Origin of the sequence: Marinomonas algarum (assembly GCF_020532605.1) — a bacterium.
GTDB classification, from domain to species: domain Bacteria; phylum Pseudomonadota; class Gammaproteobacteria; order Pseudomonadales; family Marinomonadaceae; genus Marinomonas; species Marinomonas algarum.
In genome coordinates, this window is the sequence record NZ_JAJATW010000024.1 from 21,718 (window position 1) to 41,114 (window position 19,397).

The following is a 19,397-nucleotide window of genomic DNA, read 5'->3' on the forward strand; positions in this document are numbered from 1 at the left end:
CACTCCTCTTCTAGACTGTTATCCACTGGTGACAGCGGTCGTATTCTGATTACAGGCTTAAATGATGTCACCATTAATTCAAATATTGGACAGGACAACACTGGTCTTTCAGAGGTTGGTATTATTTCTGAAAGTGGCACCCTAACGCTTGCAAAAGAAGCAGGCAATATTGAAACCAGCAGTCAATTGAGCCTGAAAGGTAAAAATGTTGTTATTGAGGGTGTGCTAAAGAGTACCCGAGCAACAGAAAGCTTATTAGATTACGAAGTACAGATTCAAGCTTCACAAGATGCCCTTGTAAGTGGTGATTTTGACCTAGGCGGCTCTTTATTAATAAAAGCGGGCCGTGATCTGAGTGTATTCAATGTCAGTATTGGTGTGTCAGCGGCCAATCAACGATTAACCATGCAATCTGGTCGCGACATTTTACTGGGGAACACCAATCCAACTGCAGGTGACAGCCAATCTTACGGTGCAATTCTAGAGGCGGATCGTTTACTAGAAATGACCGCGACGGGTCAAATCGTGGTCGCTGCAGATGCTCAATTGTACTCTGCGGCTAATGATAGCCAAATTAAACTAAAAGCCAGTACGCTCTCGCTAGTGGGCACCCTAAAAGCGGGCAGCGACTTTGACTTTGAAGCCAATACCTCTGCTTGGGCAGGCACAGATGGTCTTGTTGACTTAAGAGCCGACAAAGCGATTTACATTGGCGGTAAAGGGTTAGATGTAGAGAATGGCTACACTTTGACTGATGTTGGGGCTAATTTACAAGCTACCGGTCAAGTTAAAGTGCGAGCAGGGCAAGATGCCAGTGGCATGGGCGTGTCCATGACCAAAGCCAGCGCAATTACATCAGATGCCGATTTTGGTGACGTTCAAGGTGATACAAACTCAAGTATTACGGTGAATGCAACGGGTCAATTACAACTAAGTGGTGTTGTTAGAGCGGAAGATGTGGGTGCAGATGTAACCCTATCATCTAACTCTCTGGTATCAATCGATAACCTAATCCATGCCAACGATCAGTTGAGTATCACAGGGGGCTCTCATACCTCAAAACTTGGTGTTTGGTTAAAACCTGTGGTGTTAGAGGGTGTTGAGTTTGTTTCTGGCGGTGTGTTGGATACGGCTGTTGGTGGTGATATCCAGATTTCAGCCAACGATGGCGTGTATATTCAGGGCCAAGTTGGTCAGCTAGATGATGCACAAGCGTCTATCGTGGGCACTGCATTGATCAAGTCTTCATCCGGTAATGTCACTATATTGGGTTCTGTTGATGTATTGAACGATATCCAAATTACGGGTAAACAAATCAATGTAATGTCAGGTGGATATACTTACGCCACTGCCGATCAATCTTCGGTATTTATGCAGGCAAGTGAGTCTATGACCTTGTCCGCGGCGACATCGACAACCTCGCCTCAGAATATTCCTGCTATTGTAAAAGGTGATGCTTTAGTGCATTTGGTTGCACCTCTGATGTCCATTGCTGGTGTGGTTGAAGTGACCGACGCCAACGGCCTATTGTTGATTAATGCCGGTACGCAATTAAGTGTATCGGGCAATATTATCTCTGCCGGTGATATTCGTTTGCAAGCGGGGGTGGATACTCAAGCGACACGCCTTACACTTGAGAGTGCTATGGACGTCGCATCTCTTAGCAGTGGATTAGTACAAATTACCGGTGCTGGTAATGTTAATGCCGAAGGCGACATCACCATTAAAACAGGCGGAGAATTCAAACTTCAAGCGGGTGCTGAAGCAAACGCTGAAGCAACAACGCTTAAACGTCCTATTGTCCAAGTGATAAGTGAAACCATTCAGGTTGTTACCGGAACTCGGGAAGTAGAGGTTGGAACTATTCAAGTTCCTGTAGTCAGTTGGCATACCACGTCCACTATAGAGCAAATTGATGAAGAAGATGTCGAGGTGGGCAGCGAATACCTGAGCATGGATGTGACCTTAACACAGACAGGTTATTACAATGCATCGGCACCAGAGGGAGAAAAATTTCGTGAATTCTTTATAGAGGGCATCGACTACCATAATGATCAGGTGGTTTGGAAGAATGCAGGCATTGCTAGTAGTTCTAACCCTGACATTGTCAATAGAACAGCAACCAAAGTGACTCCTGATTACACATCAGATGCTTATCGCACTTTCTCACAGCTTAACGACGCGCAGCGTCAAGCGGTGTTAAATCATTTAGGCTACATGCCTGTTTATGAGATGAGTTACTCCAATGCCATGTTATCCGGCAGTTACAAGGGAACCGCTTTCGAGGTGAAAAATGTAGATGATCTAGTAGATGGTGTAGATAAAGAAGAGGATGGATTACACTACAAAACAGGTGAAGAATGGTATGGACCTGATTGGCGAGATGATGATTTTGGCTACTTCCACGTTAAAGTAGACGGCTGGCAAGATAAGTACGTGTACATGCAAACGGGCGCTTACGACGATATTTCCAGAGTTGTTAGCCAAGGAAATCCTCTCTATTTAACAGGCGATACGACACGTGACGGTGAATCCAATGGTAATTGGTCTGCACCAACGAACATAGATGACATCCCTGTTGGTGGTTCAGTGGGTGAGTATGTTGGGCGCTATCAAGACTTGGCTGATGTCTTCTACGAACAAATACAATCAGACTACCTCTTTGAAAATGATGGTTATCCTGATGGCTACAATGAACCGCATGACGATATAGATCAAGGCGAAGCGTTGTGGGAGGTACACTACCTTGGGAATAGTGGTCAACGTGAATTCGAGATAGAAGCACGTACTGCTGCAGACACTAACATTATGAATCGCGATCCTAATTGGTTTTTCCAGGATAGTTCTTATGATATAGACCAGAGTAATCCGTATCAAAATGGACGCTATACTGATGACTTGTACGCAGTTGAAAATTACCTCACTGCGTTGGACACCGACACCTCATCGTTAATCCAAGATGGTGACGCGCAAACTCATGAAGAGGTTGCCTTCGAATTTAAATACTGGTCAGACTGGAATTATAAAAGCAAGGTACGTGTTGATAATGACGATGGCTCTAACTGGTCTGGATACGGTGATGAGAAAGATGTACCTGAATTCGGGTGGACAACCGTCTATGACCAAGGCAGTTGGAAAAACGATAATCGTCTTGAGACAGCCATTATGGTTGGGAATGGACACGACCGCGAATCGAAGAGTAAATCTGGCAACTATGGGCCAACGATAACTCAGAGTAATATCAATAGTTATATCAACTCTGGATACGACCAAATTCAAGTTAAAGTGGATTATGATAACTCAGGATCGGGTGACCGTATTCGCGCAGAATTACGGATGCGTAAAGAATTAAGCGCAAACGTAAAACAAGATTTTACAGATTATAACTACGATTGGACGTCTGAGTGGCATGATATTTATGATCAACGCCTTCAAACAAGCTATCAAGTGGTCTATAACGCCACAACACTCTATGAAAAAATGCCGGTTTATGCCGAAATAACTCAAGATCTAATGGTTACCACGTTTGAAGATCAAACCGTGTGGGAAACGCAAGACATTACGGCAGATCAAACCATAACGAGCTCTATTGTCGGTGAACAAGATGTGACTGGCGTTGGTGCAAGCTTTACCGGTAACTCTATCGAAGCGGCCAATATCACCATTCAAACAGGCGGGAAAGCGACCCTTACTGGTTTGATGTCAGCCGATAATGATTTGACGGTTTCCAGTCAAGGTCAATTGCAAGTAAAAGGTATTAAGCCTACTGGGGCGGATTTTGAGTCAGAAGTTACCCTAACCGCAGGTAATGATTTAACGTTCACTTCACTGAATAACAATTTAGTGTTTTCTGATGCGGCCTATTTAACCGCCGTTAATATAGACTTAAATGCTGCAAAAGACATGACTCTACGAGGACAGATCGGCACGGAGGCCAATGCCGAAGAGGGTACCCAAAATACACTGACAGTTAGTGCTTCGGCAGGGGCGAATATGGCCTTGCAAGCCAATATATTGGCTGACAATGCAATTGAGCTAAAAGCAGGTCAAGGCACGTCTAAAGATGGCGGTATCACCGCAAATGTTAATGCGCAATTAACCACTACAGCAGATAACAGTAACATTCAATTAACGGCCGGCGTTTACGGTGGGCATATTACGCTTGACCAGTCTGCACTGACAGCGGGTGGTGCCTTATCAGAGGTGGCTATTTCTGCGGTAGAAGGGCGCTTTGAGCAAACGATAACGGCAGAAGAACAGGGTTTGATCACAGCCCATACCCTAAATGCGGTAGCGGATAATGCGATGCTGTTGAACACCAAGGTGTCTATAGCGAATTTAGAGTTGACGGGTTCTGGCGACATTACCATGCAAAACAACGGTGCGCTTGAGCTTAGCGAAATTCAAGCCGCCGATGGGGCAATCGAGGTAACGAACAGGGGGGCGCTAATTACAACGTCGGTTATCGCTCTTGGTACATCTGACCGTAACGACATTACGCTAACCACCTACGATACTAACCCAGATGCAGCCTTTAATGCCGATGTGACTATTAATACCATCACCACAGCAAGTCGTGGCGACGTGATCATTAATGCGCAAGGTACAGTTAATCGTGCCGCTGAGGATTCGGCTGATATTTTCGCTGATCAATTGATTATTGAAGCCATGGCACCGATTGTGCTGAACACCAATGTAAACCAAGTCAGTATTAAAACGACACGCACGGGCGATGTTTCTTTGTTCCAAGGCCAAATGTCTCAAGGCAATAGAGCACTCACTGTGTTTGATACTCAAGTGATGGACGGTTCTTACCAACTGGTCACCACAGGAGCGGTAACCGTAGACAGCCTGACGCTTCAGTCAAATAAATCTGGTCGCGATGTCACTATCCAAGCCAATGGCAATATTGCCGTGAATGCTTTGGTGGCAGGTATTTACCTTGGAGCGGGCGAAACGCGCACGATTGAAAATTCAGATGGGGATGAAGTAAACCTAACCAGCACGGCTTCTGCCGGTATCGTTAACTTAACCTCTACCACAGGATCAATCACCGAAGGCTCCAGCGATGAAGGGGTCGATATTGTTGCAAAACGCCTCAATATTTCTGCGGCAACGGGCATTGAAGGGTTAGAAGTAGCGCTCAATGAGTTGGATGCAAACACGACTAATGGGCATATTTTATTATCCGAAATGGATGGCAATCTTGAAAGAACAGCGGGTTTGATTGTTCTGAATGCTTATACCAGCCTTAATAACAGCAGTCGTGTGGAGATCATTGCTGAGAATAACTTAATTGTTGATAGCGCTGCGCTAACTCGTGGTGAGTATGTACGTCTGGAAAGTCAAGCTGGCAACATTCAAGTTGAAAACCCAGAAGCGGATAAAGGGATTGATTATACCAAAGGGATTGGCTTTAGTGCCGTTTCGGGTACGGTGGATTTGTATCAGTTCTTCAACGCACCGGAATCAATGGAATATCGTGCTGGCGAGCGTTTCTTATTTGGTACGACCGCAGCCACTTTTGCTGAAAACGGTGATAAATTAACCGACGGTAACAAACAAGGCCAATTGCCAGGTGATTTAACGTCAGACTCCATTATCATTCAAACCGGTGAAGTGTTATCGATTGATGGCACTATCACAGTCAAAGATCATTTAGAGCTAATTTCTGAAAAAGACGTCCTTATTCGTGGTGATATTGTTGCCAAAGCAGGCAGCGACGAAATAGGTACCGTGATTATTCGGGCTAAAGGCAGCGAGAATTTAACTTCTGTAACGGATGTGAATGGCGTTGGTATCGAAAACGAAAATCTTACTGTTACCAGTCAAGATACCGGTTATATCAACATTAATACCACCTCGTTTAATGCGACAAACTTTGAATTGAGAGCACTACGTGATATTTACGTGGGCTTGACAGATGGCTGGGCGTTGAGTGGGTTTATTGGCGGCTTAAATAACTACGACCCAGCCCAAAACGTTACCTTAAACATTGGTGGCACTTTGAGTGTAACCGGAGGCATTGTTGGTGCACAAAGCAGCATGCGAATCAATGCGGCATCGATTAGTGCAGATGGTGCTTCAGTATTTGCTGCGGATCACTTATCGATTACCGCTAGTAATGCGATTCAAGCTAACACGCTGGTTAACAGTATTGATGTCGCGTCCACGAATCAGGGTGATATTGCGATCAGTGAAGCAGATGCTCTATTTGTTCAATCGGTCAAAGCTAACGATGGTGCTATTAGTGTTGCTTCGGGTGGTCACATGTGGGTGCGGGATGTACAAAATACCGCATCTGGTAATGATATTACGCTAAAAGCCGGTAAAAACCTTTATATTGACAGTGTTGAAACCGCGACAATTGAAGGTGCTGATAAATCGTCAGGCACTATTACCCTAGATGCTAAAGTTAAAATTTATGAATTGCCTGCTATTGTTGCCATTGAGGGTGTCGACCAAGCATCAGGGGATGATTGGGAAACGTTTGTTAATCAGGATTCAGGGTTACCGACAGTCACAGCCAATAAATTCGCCTACGACAACGTCGATGCGGATGCCTTTGCTTATAAGGTAGTACTACGCCAAGGTACGGTGTCCGAGAGTTACACAGAACTGGTGTCTGCTTCAGATAAGGGCACGGATACAGATACCTTCATTGAAGTGCGTACGACCTCTTCAGGTAACAGCATTACCAGTTCGAAAACAACGCAAACTACTACTGGCTTGGCCAATGCGGGCGGCGCAGGTGGTTCAACGACAACAGAGCTTATTCAGGAAGCGGGAAGCGATCGTTCCCAAGAGAGTACGTTGCGCTTTAGCTCAGCTTATACGCCGGTGGAGGGCACGCAATTCTCAGTCATGCTTGGCGTTGAAGAAATCAGTGTTGCCGTGGGTGATACGGTTAATGGCAAAGTTGTTGAGGCTAAGTTGACCAGTTTAATGGATGCGTTGGCTTATCAACTAGAAGCTCAAACTTCTGTTCTAACGGCGACGGTTGACTCAACTACGTACGAAATCAATGTTATTGGTCAATTGAACCAAAGTTTCACATTGACTTCACCGAGTGTGATTGAAACGGAAAATCAAGATCTAGCCGAGTATATGACGAGTGGTCCAGTAGTGGTAACGGAAGCAGGCACTCTGCAAGCGCAGCAATCTGAAGTGATTTTTTCGGATCATACCGTTACAGCAGGAACCGAATACTCCCTCAGCTTTAGTGATGTCACGGCAACAAACAATACAGAGACAGTGCTTCATCAGGCACAAACAGTTACCTATGTAGCACAAAGTGGTGATGTCCTCACTGATGTTATGGATGGCTTGGAGGCACTATTAGTTAGTTCGCATTCGTTGTTTGGTGAAACGAATGTTGCGTTTGATACTGATACTCGCACACTGACGCTAACGGCGAATACTGAAAACCAAGAATTTACCTTGACCAGCACAGTGAAACAACCAAGTCAGGTGAGCGACGATGCTGTTTATAGCGTTAAGTTGAATAGTTCAACTTACATCGTATATGGCAACGGAGTAACACCGAGCGATGTTACGGGAGCGGTGGGTGATACGCCGGTAGCGACTTCATCTACGGGTAGTTCTCAAACAGATGTCATTAGCTTCACTGATGTCTCACCCAAAATTGGCTATCAGTATCAAATTGACGTAGCGGGTAAGTCTTATTCTGTTGTGGTAGGAGAAGGGGATCCAGCTGTGACGGCAGATTGGGGTTCCGTTTTAGGTCAATTTAAGTCTCTCATTGCCACGAACGATAAATTTGATACAGACAGCATCAGTTTTGATGCGGCGGCACGCACCCTAACGATTGCCACAAAAGTTGGCGAATCGAGTTTTATTTCGGCGTCGAATGTGGCAGTTAAGCACGCGCAATTATCAGCTGGAGACAGCTTATCTGTGCTCAATGGTATTTTGAGTGCACAAAGCGGAGTCGAAACCACTTTTGATGGCCAAAGCATTAGCTTACAAACCGCTACGGAATCCCAGCCTCAAGTATCTTTAGTGGCCTTTGATACCACCATTGATTCGACAAAAACTTATCAGGTTATCATAGACGGCACGGTTTACAGCGCGCCTGGATCTGATAGCGCAACATTAGCGAATATTCTTACTCAGTTAGAAACAGCCATGGAGTCAGATGACTTTATTGTGACGTCAGACAGCGATGCTGGCACTTTGATGATCAGTAAAGGCAATAATCAAGATTTCGTGATTGAGGTAGCGGGATTATTTGACCCTAGTTTGGCGGTAGCTTCTGCGCCACAAGCAGCGGGTTTGAGTGCCACGGAAAAACAAGAACTCTCCTTTAACGCTAGCGAACCAATTATTGCGGGCGATGTACTGAGCTTCGAGCTTCAAAATGCAGACAACACGATCTTAGACACCATATCCGTAACGGCTGAGTCGGGCGATACCCAATCGACAATGATTGACAAACTCGTCACTGCGATAAACGCCTCTAGCGCCAATACTAGCGTAACAGCGTCTAACGTTGAGGGGGTGTTAACCGTGGTTGCAGATCAGATTAACACGGCATTCAACATCGTTGATGTGGCTGTAGAGCGTACCGTGGTGAATACCGAATCCTACGCCGTAGCAGCTTCTACCCAACAAACGGCAGGCAGCCTACAAAAACAAGTGTCTAGCGTCACTTTTAGTGGCAATGCTTCAACAGACATCACTTATTCGGTAACGCTGGGCACAACTACCTATGACGCTAGCGGCTCAACATGGGACAGCATATTAACCAGCCTTAAAAATCAAATTAATGCTAGTAATGTGGCTACCGTGACGGCAATGGACACCAGTGCCCATTCCTTAACGTTAACCGCCAATGCCGATAATACGCCATTCACCTTAACGTCTAGTGTGACGGTGGAAAACCTAGCGACATCGTCGATCAATAACGATTACATATTGATTTTACCAGAGCGCTCTGCTGGCGACTTTGCGTTGGAAGCAAAAGGTTCTCTGTCTGTTGTGAGATTACCGACAACCCCAGCTTCAAACGAGACAATCAACTTAAGCGCTGGTCATTATAAAGGCACAACTTCTGCGGATAAGGACTTAGTGGTTGTAGAAGCCATCAATGTCGGCGATGGCGCGGTGAACCTAAAGGCCACGGGTGGGATAGCGCTTGGTGGTTTAGTCACGGCCAACAGCCTAGACATCGAAGCCAAAAACGATTTGACCATCACGACAGATGTGAAAAACCTAGCCATCGATATGTCCGGTTCGGGTAATGTCACCGTTACTCAATCAAGTGATTTAGTGATCTCTAAACTTAACTTGGCAGGTGGCGATGTATTACTTGACGTTGATGGCGATATCACTATCAACAGCTTTACCGGCTCTGGAGGTCAACTCACCATTAAAGCCACTGGTACCGTCACATTTGCAAACCCAACTGCAGCGGCCATGGAAAGCATGACCATTGAAGCGGGTGGTGCTGTAATAGGTACTATCAATACTGATCGTTTAAGTGTTACTACCACATCCGGTGTTGTGAGCCTTAACAACACCGGCGAAGTCATCGTCGACACCTTGTCCAACGGTGGTCAAGCCGTCACGCTTAATTCCACCGGTGCCATTACCTTTAATGGCGCGTTAGATTTATCAGCTGAGGCGAGCTTAACGCTTAGCACTACCTCGGGTGCAATCAATCTAAATAACACCATCAGCTCTGATGCCGGGGCGATTAGCCTGACGGCGGCGAGTGATTTGATGTTGTCAGCGGATGCAGACATTACCTCGGTATCGGGTGCCTTAACCATGGATGCCGGTACGGGTGAATTGACCATGGACGATCAAACCATTGTCGAAGCCGGTACTGGTCAAGTCAGCTTAACGGCTGATAGCAACATTAAATTGGGTAAAATCAGCACGACTTATGCAGGCGATTTCACCATCGATGCGGGCGGTGCCGTGATCGACAGTGGTGATGGTCAATTAGACATCAATGCAGCCAATGCTAATTTAGTCGTTACAGCGGCTGATGGTGTGGGTTCTGGCGATACGATTGAAATGAACGTTGCCAGCTTGGATCTTACTAACTCAGGCTTAGCTGGGAACATTCAATTAGAAAATACCTCAGCGTTAGACATCAGCCAAGTGGCACAAAGTTCAGCGGGTTTACTTGAGATCAGTACGCTCAATGGCTCGATGCAAATTCTTGAAAATGGCATCACCGCTACCACAGGGTCAATCACCTTATACGCAGCGGGTGAAGCCTCCACAGTGAATTTACAAGCTGACATCAGCACTACCACTGCAGACAACAACACCATTGCGATTACCGCAGAAGGCGGCAACATCACCTTGGGTGCGGGCATACGAGTGGACGGTCTGGGTGACATTCGCTTGTCTACCCCTGCTGGCTCGATTTTGAATGACCAGAGCTATCTCGTGAACACTGACTGGCGCATGGTTGGGGCGAATTTTGACCCTGAAATTGAGTGGGCGCTGTCAAATGGTAAGTTTGTTGTTGATACGGCAACGGGCGCTATTACTACAGCCAAAATTGAAGCCTATCAGGTGGCTAACCACTTAGCGAACAACCAAGTGTTGCGTAATGCTGGTGGGGCTTATCTACAGACTGGTGGTCAGCTAGTGATGACCGCTCAAAATCAAATCGGCCAAAAAGTGTCCGGTTTTACTTATAGCCCAATGGCGATCGTTATCGATGCGGCGCAAGTGACAGCGTCCAGCTCCGAGCGCCAGAATGTGTCTATCCTTGCTACAGGTGAAGTGTCAGTCGTCAAGGATGCTAAGGCCACAGGTTCAAAAGGCGGCTCAACCGATATTCGCTCCTTAAGTGGCAGTCAAACTATCTCTGCATCAGTCGATGCGGGTGGTGACAATATCTCTCTTGTGTCGAATACCTTAGAAATTACCGAAGATATTCGTTCCTCGGGTGCTGTTTTATCGGTTAAAACAGTCGATACGGAGCGTGCTATTTTATTGGGTGACTTGACTGCAACGAGTTCCTTTACAGAGAACGAATTGTTACACCTCGATAACACAGAGATTGGTCGCTTACAAGATGGCTTCTCTGACATTGTTGTAGGCGACTATAACTCCAGTAGTATTATCTACATTGGCGATGAAACCGGCACCGGTGCGGATGTTGTAGTGCAAGATAGCTTGACACTGCGTAATCCAGGTTCTGGTGGCAAAATATATATTAACTCCAATCTAATATTAGAAGGTGATTCATCTCTTCTGGTCGATGGGTCGGGGCATACTTACGTATTAGCAGCAGATACAACAGCGACAGATAACGTTGATATTTTCGACTCAGTTCAGGTTGTGGGTTCATCTACAGATGCTGAGCGTGTGATGACGGCAGGCTCTGACGGATCAGGAGCTATGCAAATTGGCTCTTCTTCAACCCATGATCTAAATGGGAATGGGGATAGTATCAACGATGAACTGATTCTTCAGGCGCCAGGGAATATTACTGTTTCTACGAAAGTCGGTAACACCGATGCCCTAGAAAAGTTGACCATTCAAGGTCTTGGTGAAGGCGCGTTCGCTAACTCGGTTGCTTTTGATCAAGAAGTCATAGTAGATGGTGATTTGGTGATTTACGCCAAAGGCACAGTGACCTTTAATCAAGCGATCACATTGAACAACGGTGGTAGTTTACTCATCTATGGCGCTGAAAACGTCGTTTTTGAGAAAGGCGTCAATCTAGTTGGTGGTGGCAATATGCTGGTGGAAGGCAATGAAATTAGCCTTAAAGGCGGCCAAGAGTCCATCGTTGGCACGGGCACGGTGACCTTGCGTACAGCAAACATTGGTTATGGCATTGAGCTGGGCACCCCACCTTCTAGCGTCACATCAAATACCCTCAATATTGATAACACTGAGATTCAAGCGTTTGCCGATGGCTTCACGAAGATCATCATTGGCCATCAGGATGTTGACGGCCATGCGAAAGAGAACACAGGCAACATACGTATTGGTGCCATTAACGCCTCTCAGCAACCCACGTTGCGAGACACGCTGGAAGTGTACGGCAGCAATATTACAGTGGAAGACTACTCCAATAAGGAATATGTCTTACAGATATTGGGTGACATTACCCTCGATGCGGTGAACAACATCACCATTACCAATACCATGGAAGCGTCTAACGCAAACAATACGGCGTTATCCAATATTACTCTGTACTCTGAATCTGGCTTGGTCACACAAGCAAGTCTTGCTTCTGATACAGAATCACAAGAACTCATTATTGCTGATAACTTAACGGTGACAGCCGAAGATGGTGCATCACTTTGGTGGACCGCGATCAACACCTTGGATGCAGTTAACACCGGCGACGGTGATATCCGCGTGCATACGCAAGCGTTTGATACCTACATTGATACAAAAGATGTGACCAGTGACTTGTCCATTAAACGTCTCCATCAAACAAGTGCGTCTGTTTCAGGCGATATGGTGATCAGTACGGACAATGGCAATATTACCGTATTAGATTCGACCAGTGCTGGATCTGGCATAATCAGCTCTGGATCTGGCTTGGTCACTTTAGTTACTGGCTCTACAGCAAATGAATTAGGTGAAGATCCTGCATCGGCTACTTATAAGCGTGTGGACGACGGCAAGACCATCACGATCAATCAGGTGATTACCACAACGACTGGTGCGATTACCTTATTAGCCGATGGAGCGATTAACAACAGCGATGCGGGAATCATCAGCGCCAGCGGCGTAGGTAACATCACGTTGACGTCGCAGTCGGCCGAGATTAATCAAAACGGTAACGTGTTGAGTAATGGCGGTGAGATTACCTTCGTGGCAGACACGAATATAGTGATGGCGAATGGTACAAACACCAACGCCAATGCCGGCTCTGTGGTGTACACCGCCGGCCAAAACATTGTCCTAAGTACAGTTAATGCCCAAGACGCGATCACCTTAACGGCAGGCAACACCGAAGACACAGAAAATGGTCAAGTCGGCTCTATCCAAGCGGTGTCTGGCTTCTCTGGTGCGTTTAACCTATCTGGTGAAACCACCACAGTGACCTTAAAAGCCGATAATGGTATAGGTGAATCTGGTACCGCACTGAAAACACAAATCGGTGGCTTAACTGCAATCAACACCAATGATGGTGGCCTGTTCATCGAAGAAAGCACCGATTTAAGTGTGTTAAGCGGCGGCATTGCCATGAGCGGCACCGGCGGCGATGTGGTCTTAACCATGACTGACGGTGGGTTGACAATGGCCGGTGATATAACCACCACTGGTACGACTGGTAACGTGCGTCTTGATGCCAATGGCACGGGTAAAAACCTCACGTTAAACAAAAATATTCAGTCAACAAATGGCTCAATTAGCTTACTGGCAGAAAATTCCGTTGCCATGGGTAATGCTTCCTTGATCAGCACCTTAGCGTCAGGTCAAACCATTGATATCCTGGCGACCTCTGGTGCGATCACCATGGCCAACAACGCCACCGTAAGAAGCAACGCCGGCAACGCGCGCTTTGATGCCGCGACCAGCGTGGCTTTGGGTAAGGTAGACCTTAGAGCCGACGCGGATCGTAATGCGAACCCTGCCACCTTGACGAGTCAGGCTTCTTGGGGTTCTTTAGCGGTCAATGCGACAAGCGGCACCATTACAGACGCGGCTGCTGATAACGACACAGCCGTTGATATCTTCGCGAACAGCGTGCGTATGAGTGCCGGTGAATCCATCGGTGCAGGCGAAAATCATCTTGAAACTGAAGTGCAAACCATAGCCTTGACTGTCACTGACGGCGGTATTTACGTCACCGACAGTACAGCGTTAGAGCTATCCAGTGTGGCTGATGTGACCGTTAATCGTGTTGCCACTAATGGCAGCGCCGCTAGCACCACAGCGGGCGACGATTTAGTGGGCGCAATGGTAACAACAGACGCGACCGACGCGACCAACGACGATGTGGTTCTGATTGCGAAAACAGGTACCTTAACCTTGTCGCAAGCACTGAGCGTAGAAGGCAACGGCAACATCTTACTGCAAGCGCAAGCTGGCGCACTGGATATCGATCAAGCTATTAGCACGGCAACGGGTCATATTAGTGCTGTAGCGAGTGGCACATTAACTCAAGCTGACACTGGAGATATCAGCACGACCGGCACGATCGATGTGCGAGCCAATGCCATTGACATGAAAGATGGGGCGGTAACCCGCATTATAAGTGGTTCAAGCAACATCCGTTATGTGGCAGGTACAACGCTTGATCTGGGTCAATTGACCACAGCGGGTGACATCAGCCTAAGCGCCAGCAGCATCACCGATGCTAACGGTGACACTAATAACCTAACGGCCGATGAATTACGCATCGTGACCACAGGCACTGATGCAGGCAATGGCGCAGGTACCAGTGCGAATCACCTAGAACTGAACGTGGCGAAACTGGCAGCAGACGTGAAAGGCACAGGCACAGGTGGTTTGTACATCACTGAAGTAGATGCTCTACAAATCGGTACCTTGAGCGATATTAACGTTCAGCAAGTTAGCACCGATGGTACCGACGATACTGCGACATCTGACGCAGCACAAAGCAACCTTAACAGCGACGGTAACCTTGTTATTGTCGCTGCGGGTAGTGTAGAAACGCTTGCAGCGGGTGGCGCGGTTACTGCAACCGGTAACCTATTATTGCAAGCCAATGGTACGACTTCTGATTTGACCTTGGGTGGTACGGTTACCAATACGGCTGGCCATACTAGCTTGGAAGCAGGCCGAGATATCTTGGTCAATGCGAACATTAGTGCAACAACGGTCGAAGGCAAAACAATTGACCTGAAAGCCGGTGACGACATTACCATGGCGGCTGCAACGAGCATCACCAGCAACGACGGTAATATTCGTTTAGAAGCCAATAATGCCAATACGACTGACGATACGACAACTAACGGTATCGCGCTGCGCACTATTACCGCCGGTGAGGGCAATGTTGCGCTGATCGCTGGAGCATTAGGTTCTATTGTTGATGCGGCCAATACAACGGATGCCAACATCACCGCAAGTGGTCTGATCATGACGGCAGGCGCTGCGATTGGTTCTGGTGCAAATCACATCGATACCGCAGTCGCGACCTTAACCGCTAACGCGGGTGCTGGTGTGTTTGCCACAGAAAGCGACACGCTAATTGTTGATACGGTTGACTTCAACGTCAGTCGTGTGAACGCAAAAGCGCCTGTGACGGATCAAAACAGTGCCCAAGAAGATCTAACAGCCGATGGCGCCATTGTTCTAACAGTTAAGGGTGGTGGTTTAACGGTCAATGACGGCACTAACGAGTCAGTAGGCATAACAGCGACAGGCAGCGGTAATGTGCTTCTGAATGTCACCGGTCAGATCACACTGGATGCGGGATTAAACGCAGGTTCAGGTCATATCAGCGTGGTGAGCAGTGATACTTTCACTCAAAACGCTAACATGACGACAACAGTTATTGAAACGGATGCGGGCACGATCGATGTTCGAGCCAATGCCATTGACATGAAAGATGGCGCGGTGACCAGGGGTGAGAATAACATCCGTTATGTGGCAATTACGACGCTTGCTCTGGGTCAATTGACCACAGCGGGCGACATCAGCCTAAGTGCCAGCAGTATTACTGATGCTAACGACACTGTTACTACAGGAACAAATAACCTAACGGCCGATGAATTACGCATCGTGACCACAGGAACCGCTGATGGAAATGGCGCCGGTACTAGCACTAATCACTTAGAACTGAACGTGGCGAAATTAGCGGCAGACGTGAAAGGCACAGGCACAGGTGGTTTGTTCATCACTGAAGCCAACAACATTACCATCACGGAATTGGCGGCCATCGTCACCAATCGCGTGCAAGCCGATGGTACGGTAACAGCGTCGGTTTCTACTGATGCCATGCAAAGTGATCTAATCAGTAAGGGGGCAGCGGTAGTTCAAACCACCGCAGGTAACTTAACCATAAACGAAGGCGACGCAAACAACAGCGGCGTCAGCGTTGACGGTAACTTATTACTAAGTGCGGGCGGCTCATCTGATTTGACCTTGAACGCGGACGTGACCAGCAGTGCAGGCCACATCAGCCTGAACGCGGGTCAAGACGTGTTACAAAACGCCAATGTCACTATTGGTACAGGTGCAGAAGACAAAACTATTGATGTCTTGGCTGATCGCAACATCACCATGACAGATGGCACTCAAACAACAACAGACAATGACAATATTCGTTATGAAGCAAGTGACACCATCACCCTATCTAGCTTAAATGCCGGTGCTGGTCATGTCAGTTTGGTAGCTGGCAGCATTCTAGATGGTAATGATGACGCGGTTAATATCATTGCCGACACATTACGTCTAAAAGCGAAAGTGGGTATCGGTAACGATGGCTCTACTGTGAATGCCATCGACACCACCGTAAGCACACTCACCGCGAGTTCACAAGGCAACGGTGTATTTATCAATGAAACGGATGCTTTAACCATTGATACCGTCGCAGCCATCAGCGTTAACCTAGTAAAAACCGATGGCACCGTGGCAAATTCAGTGAGAACAGATCTTGCACAAGAAGATGTGGAGACCATTGGTGGTTCGGTGGTGATTGAATCCAATGGCTTAATAGTCAAAAAAGGAGCCTCTTCATCTAATGATCGAGCGGTTTACGCAGTTGGATCAGGTTCTATTTTGCTGAATGCTGGTGAAGGCAACCTCGATATACAAGGTCAAGTGGTCGGTGGAACAGGTAATATCCATCTAATCGCAACCGTAAACGAGGGCGATGCTGACTCAGGTAACATTTTGTTGTCAGGTCTTGCGGATGTAATTACCACCACAGGTACAACGGTTTACGCTCAAGCTGGAAACGCAATCACCATGACCTCTGGCTCAAATATCTCCACCCTTGGTGGCGATGTACGCCTAGACGCCGTGAATGACATCAAACTAAGCTTGATCAACGCCGGCGCAGGTGACGTGGCGCTGAACAGCACCGCAGGTCGAGTACTGGACATTCAAGACAGTGTCAATGCGTCAAATATTATTGCTAATAGCTTAGCAGTGAATGCATTAACGGGTATTGCGACGGGGACAAACCATCTTGAAACAACGGTAGCAACGTTATCGCTTGCCTCTGATAATGGCAGCGTATTTGTCAGCGATACAACGGATGTCAAAACAGGCAGGGTAGTGGTCAATGTCAATACCGTTTCATCTAAAGCAGTCGCGACAAGTGTTGAAACGACACAGCATGATGTCTCAACAACCACTGGCGATGTTGTTCTAAACACCGCAAACACCTTAACCATCACCGATAGCGATGAAAACGGTGTGGCACTTGAAACAACCACAGGTGATATCCGTTTATCAACTACGGCGTCTTCTGGCCAAAATGTTGTTATCAACGGCAAGGTTAATACAGCGTCAGGCAATATTGCTGTCTATGCAAACGTTGATGTGTCCCAAAATGCTGATGGAGACCTGATCACTACAGATGGCACAATTAACGTTCAGGCATTAACAGGTGCTATCACTATGGCGAATGGCGCACTGGCTCAAACCAGCGGTGGCAACATTCGTTATGTGGCAAATAAAACGCTAGCTTTAGGTCAATTGACCACAGCAGGCGATATCAGCCTAAGCGCCAGCAGCATTACCGATGCGAAAGCCAATGATGACGTAAGTACTAATAACCTAATGGCCGATGAATTACGCATCGTGACCACTGGAACTGATGCAGGTAATGGCGCAGGCACCAGTACGAATCACCTAGAACTGAACGTAGCGAAACTGGCAGCAGACGTTAAAGGCACAGGCACAGGTGGCTTGTACATCACTGAGGCGAACGCCTTGCAAATCGGTACTTTAAACGCGATTAATGTTCAGCAAGTTGACACTGATGGCACCGACGGTATTGCGACAACTGATGTTGCACAAAGCAACCTAAACAGCGCCGGTAACCTTGTATTAGTCACCACAGCGGGCTCAATCACGACTACAGCAACAACAGGCGTGACGACTGCTGCCGGTAACTTGTTACTAAGTGCAGGCGGCGCAACTTCTGATTTGACGTTGAACGCCAACGTGACCAGCAGTGCAGGGCACATCAGTCTGAATGCGGCGCAAAACGTGTTGCTCAATGCAACGCTGAGCACCACAGGCACAGCGAAAACTGTCGATGTGTTGGCGGCTCGTGATATTACGATGACAGACGGCGCGACCATCACCACGAACAACAGCGATGCGCGTCTTGAAGCCAAGTCAGGCAACATCACGACCAAGATCGTTAACGTGGGTACAGGCAGTTTGAATCTCATTGCTGGCACTGACATCCTGGACATCGACAACAGCAGCTTAATGACCGCTGATGGCTTGATGATGACCGCAGGCAGCGGCATTGGTATCAGCACTAACGTGTTAAATACCGCGGTCGGTACCTTAGCGGCCAGCGCAGCCGCCGACGGTATCTTCGTCACTGAAACCAACGGTCTGATCATTGGTGATGTAACGACTACCGTGAGCCGTGTTGCAAGCGATGCGACGGACAGCAATACAGCAACCAGCGACACTCAAGAAGATCTTACTACCACCGATAATGGTGGCTTGGTGATCACAGTAACGGCGGGTGATTTAACGGTTCATGTGGATACGGATGCAGGTAACGGCATCACGGCGTCTGGCAATGTCTTGTTAGATACTAAGGCGGCCGATCTGGTTCTGAATGCGGACGTGACCAGCAGCGCAGGGCACATCAGTCTGAATGCGGCGCAAAACGTGTTGCTCAATGCAACGCTGAGCACCACAGGCACAGCGAAAACTGTCGATGTGTTGGCGACCAATAATGTGACCATGTCTAACGGCGCTAGCATCGCCACGAACAACAGCGATGCGCGTCTTGAAGCCAAGTCAGGCAACATCACGACCAAGATCGTTAACGTGGGTACAGGCAGTTTGAATCTCATTGCTGGCACTGACATCCTGGACATCGACAACAGCAGCTTAATGACCGCTGATGGCTTGATGATGACCGCAGGCAGCGGCATTGGTATCAGCACTAACGTGTTAAATACCGCGGTCGGTACCTTAGCGGCCAGCGCAGCCGCCGACGGTATCTTCGTCACTGAAACCAACGGTCTGATCATTGGTGATGTAACGACTACCGTGAGCCGTGTTGCAAGCGATGCGACGGACAGCAATACAGCAACCAGCGACACTCAAGAAGATCTTACTACCACCGATAATGGTGGCTTGGTGATCACAGTAACGGCGGGTGATTTAACGGTTCATGTGGATACGGATGCAGGTAACGGCATCACGGCGTCTGGCAATGTCTTGTTAGATACTAAGGCGGCCGATCTGGTTCTGAATGCGGACGTGACCAGCAG

1 protein-coding gene (running past one end of the window) is annotated in these 19,397 nt (G+C 47.5%); it reads left to right on the top strand.

All coding sequences use genetic code 11. The features are described 5' to 3' along the window. Positions 1-19,397 carry part of the coding region annotated (locus LG368_RS13140) for an LEPR-XLL domain-containing protein (protein WP_226755187.1) on the top strand (this coding region is incomplete at its 3' end). Its footprint begins 18,870 nt before the window's first position, so 19,397 of the 38,267 annotated nt are shown.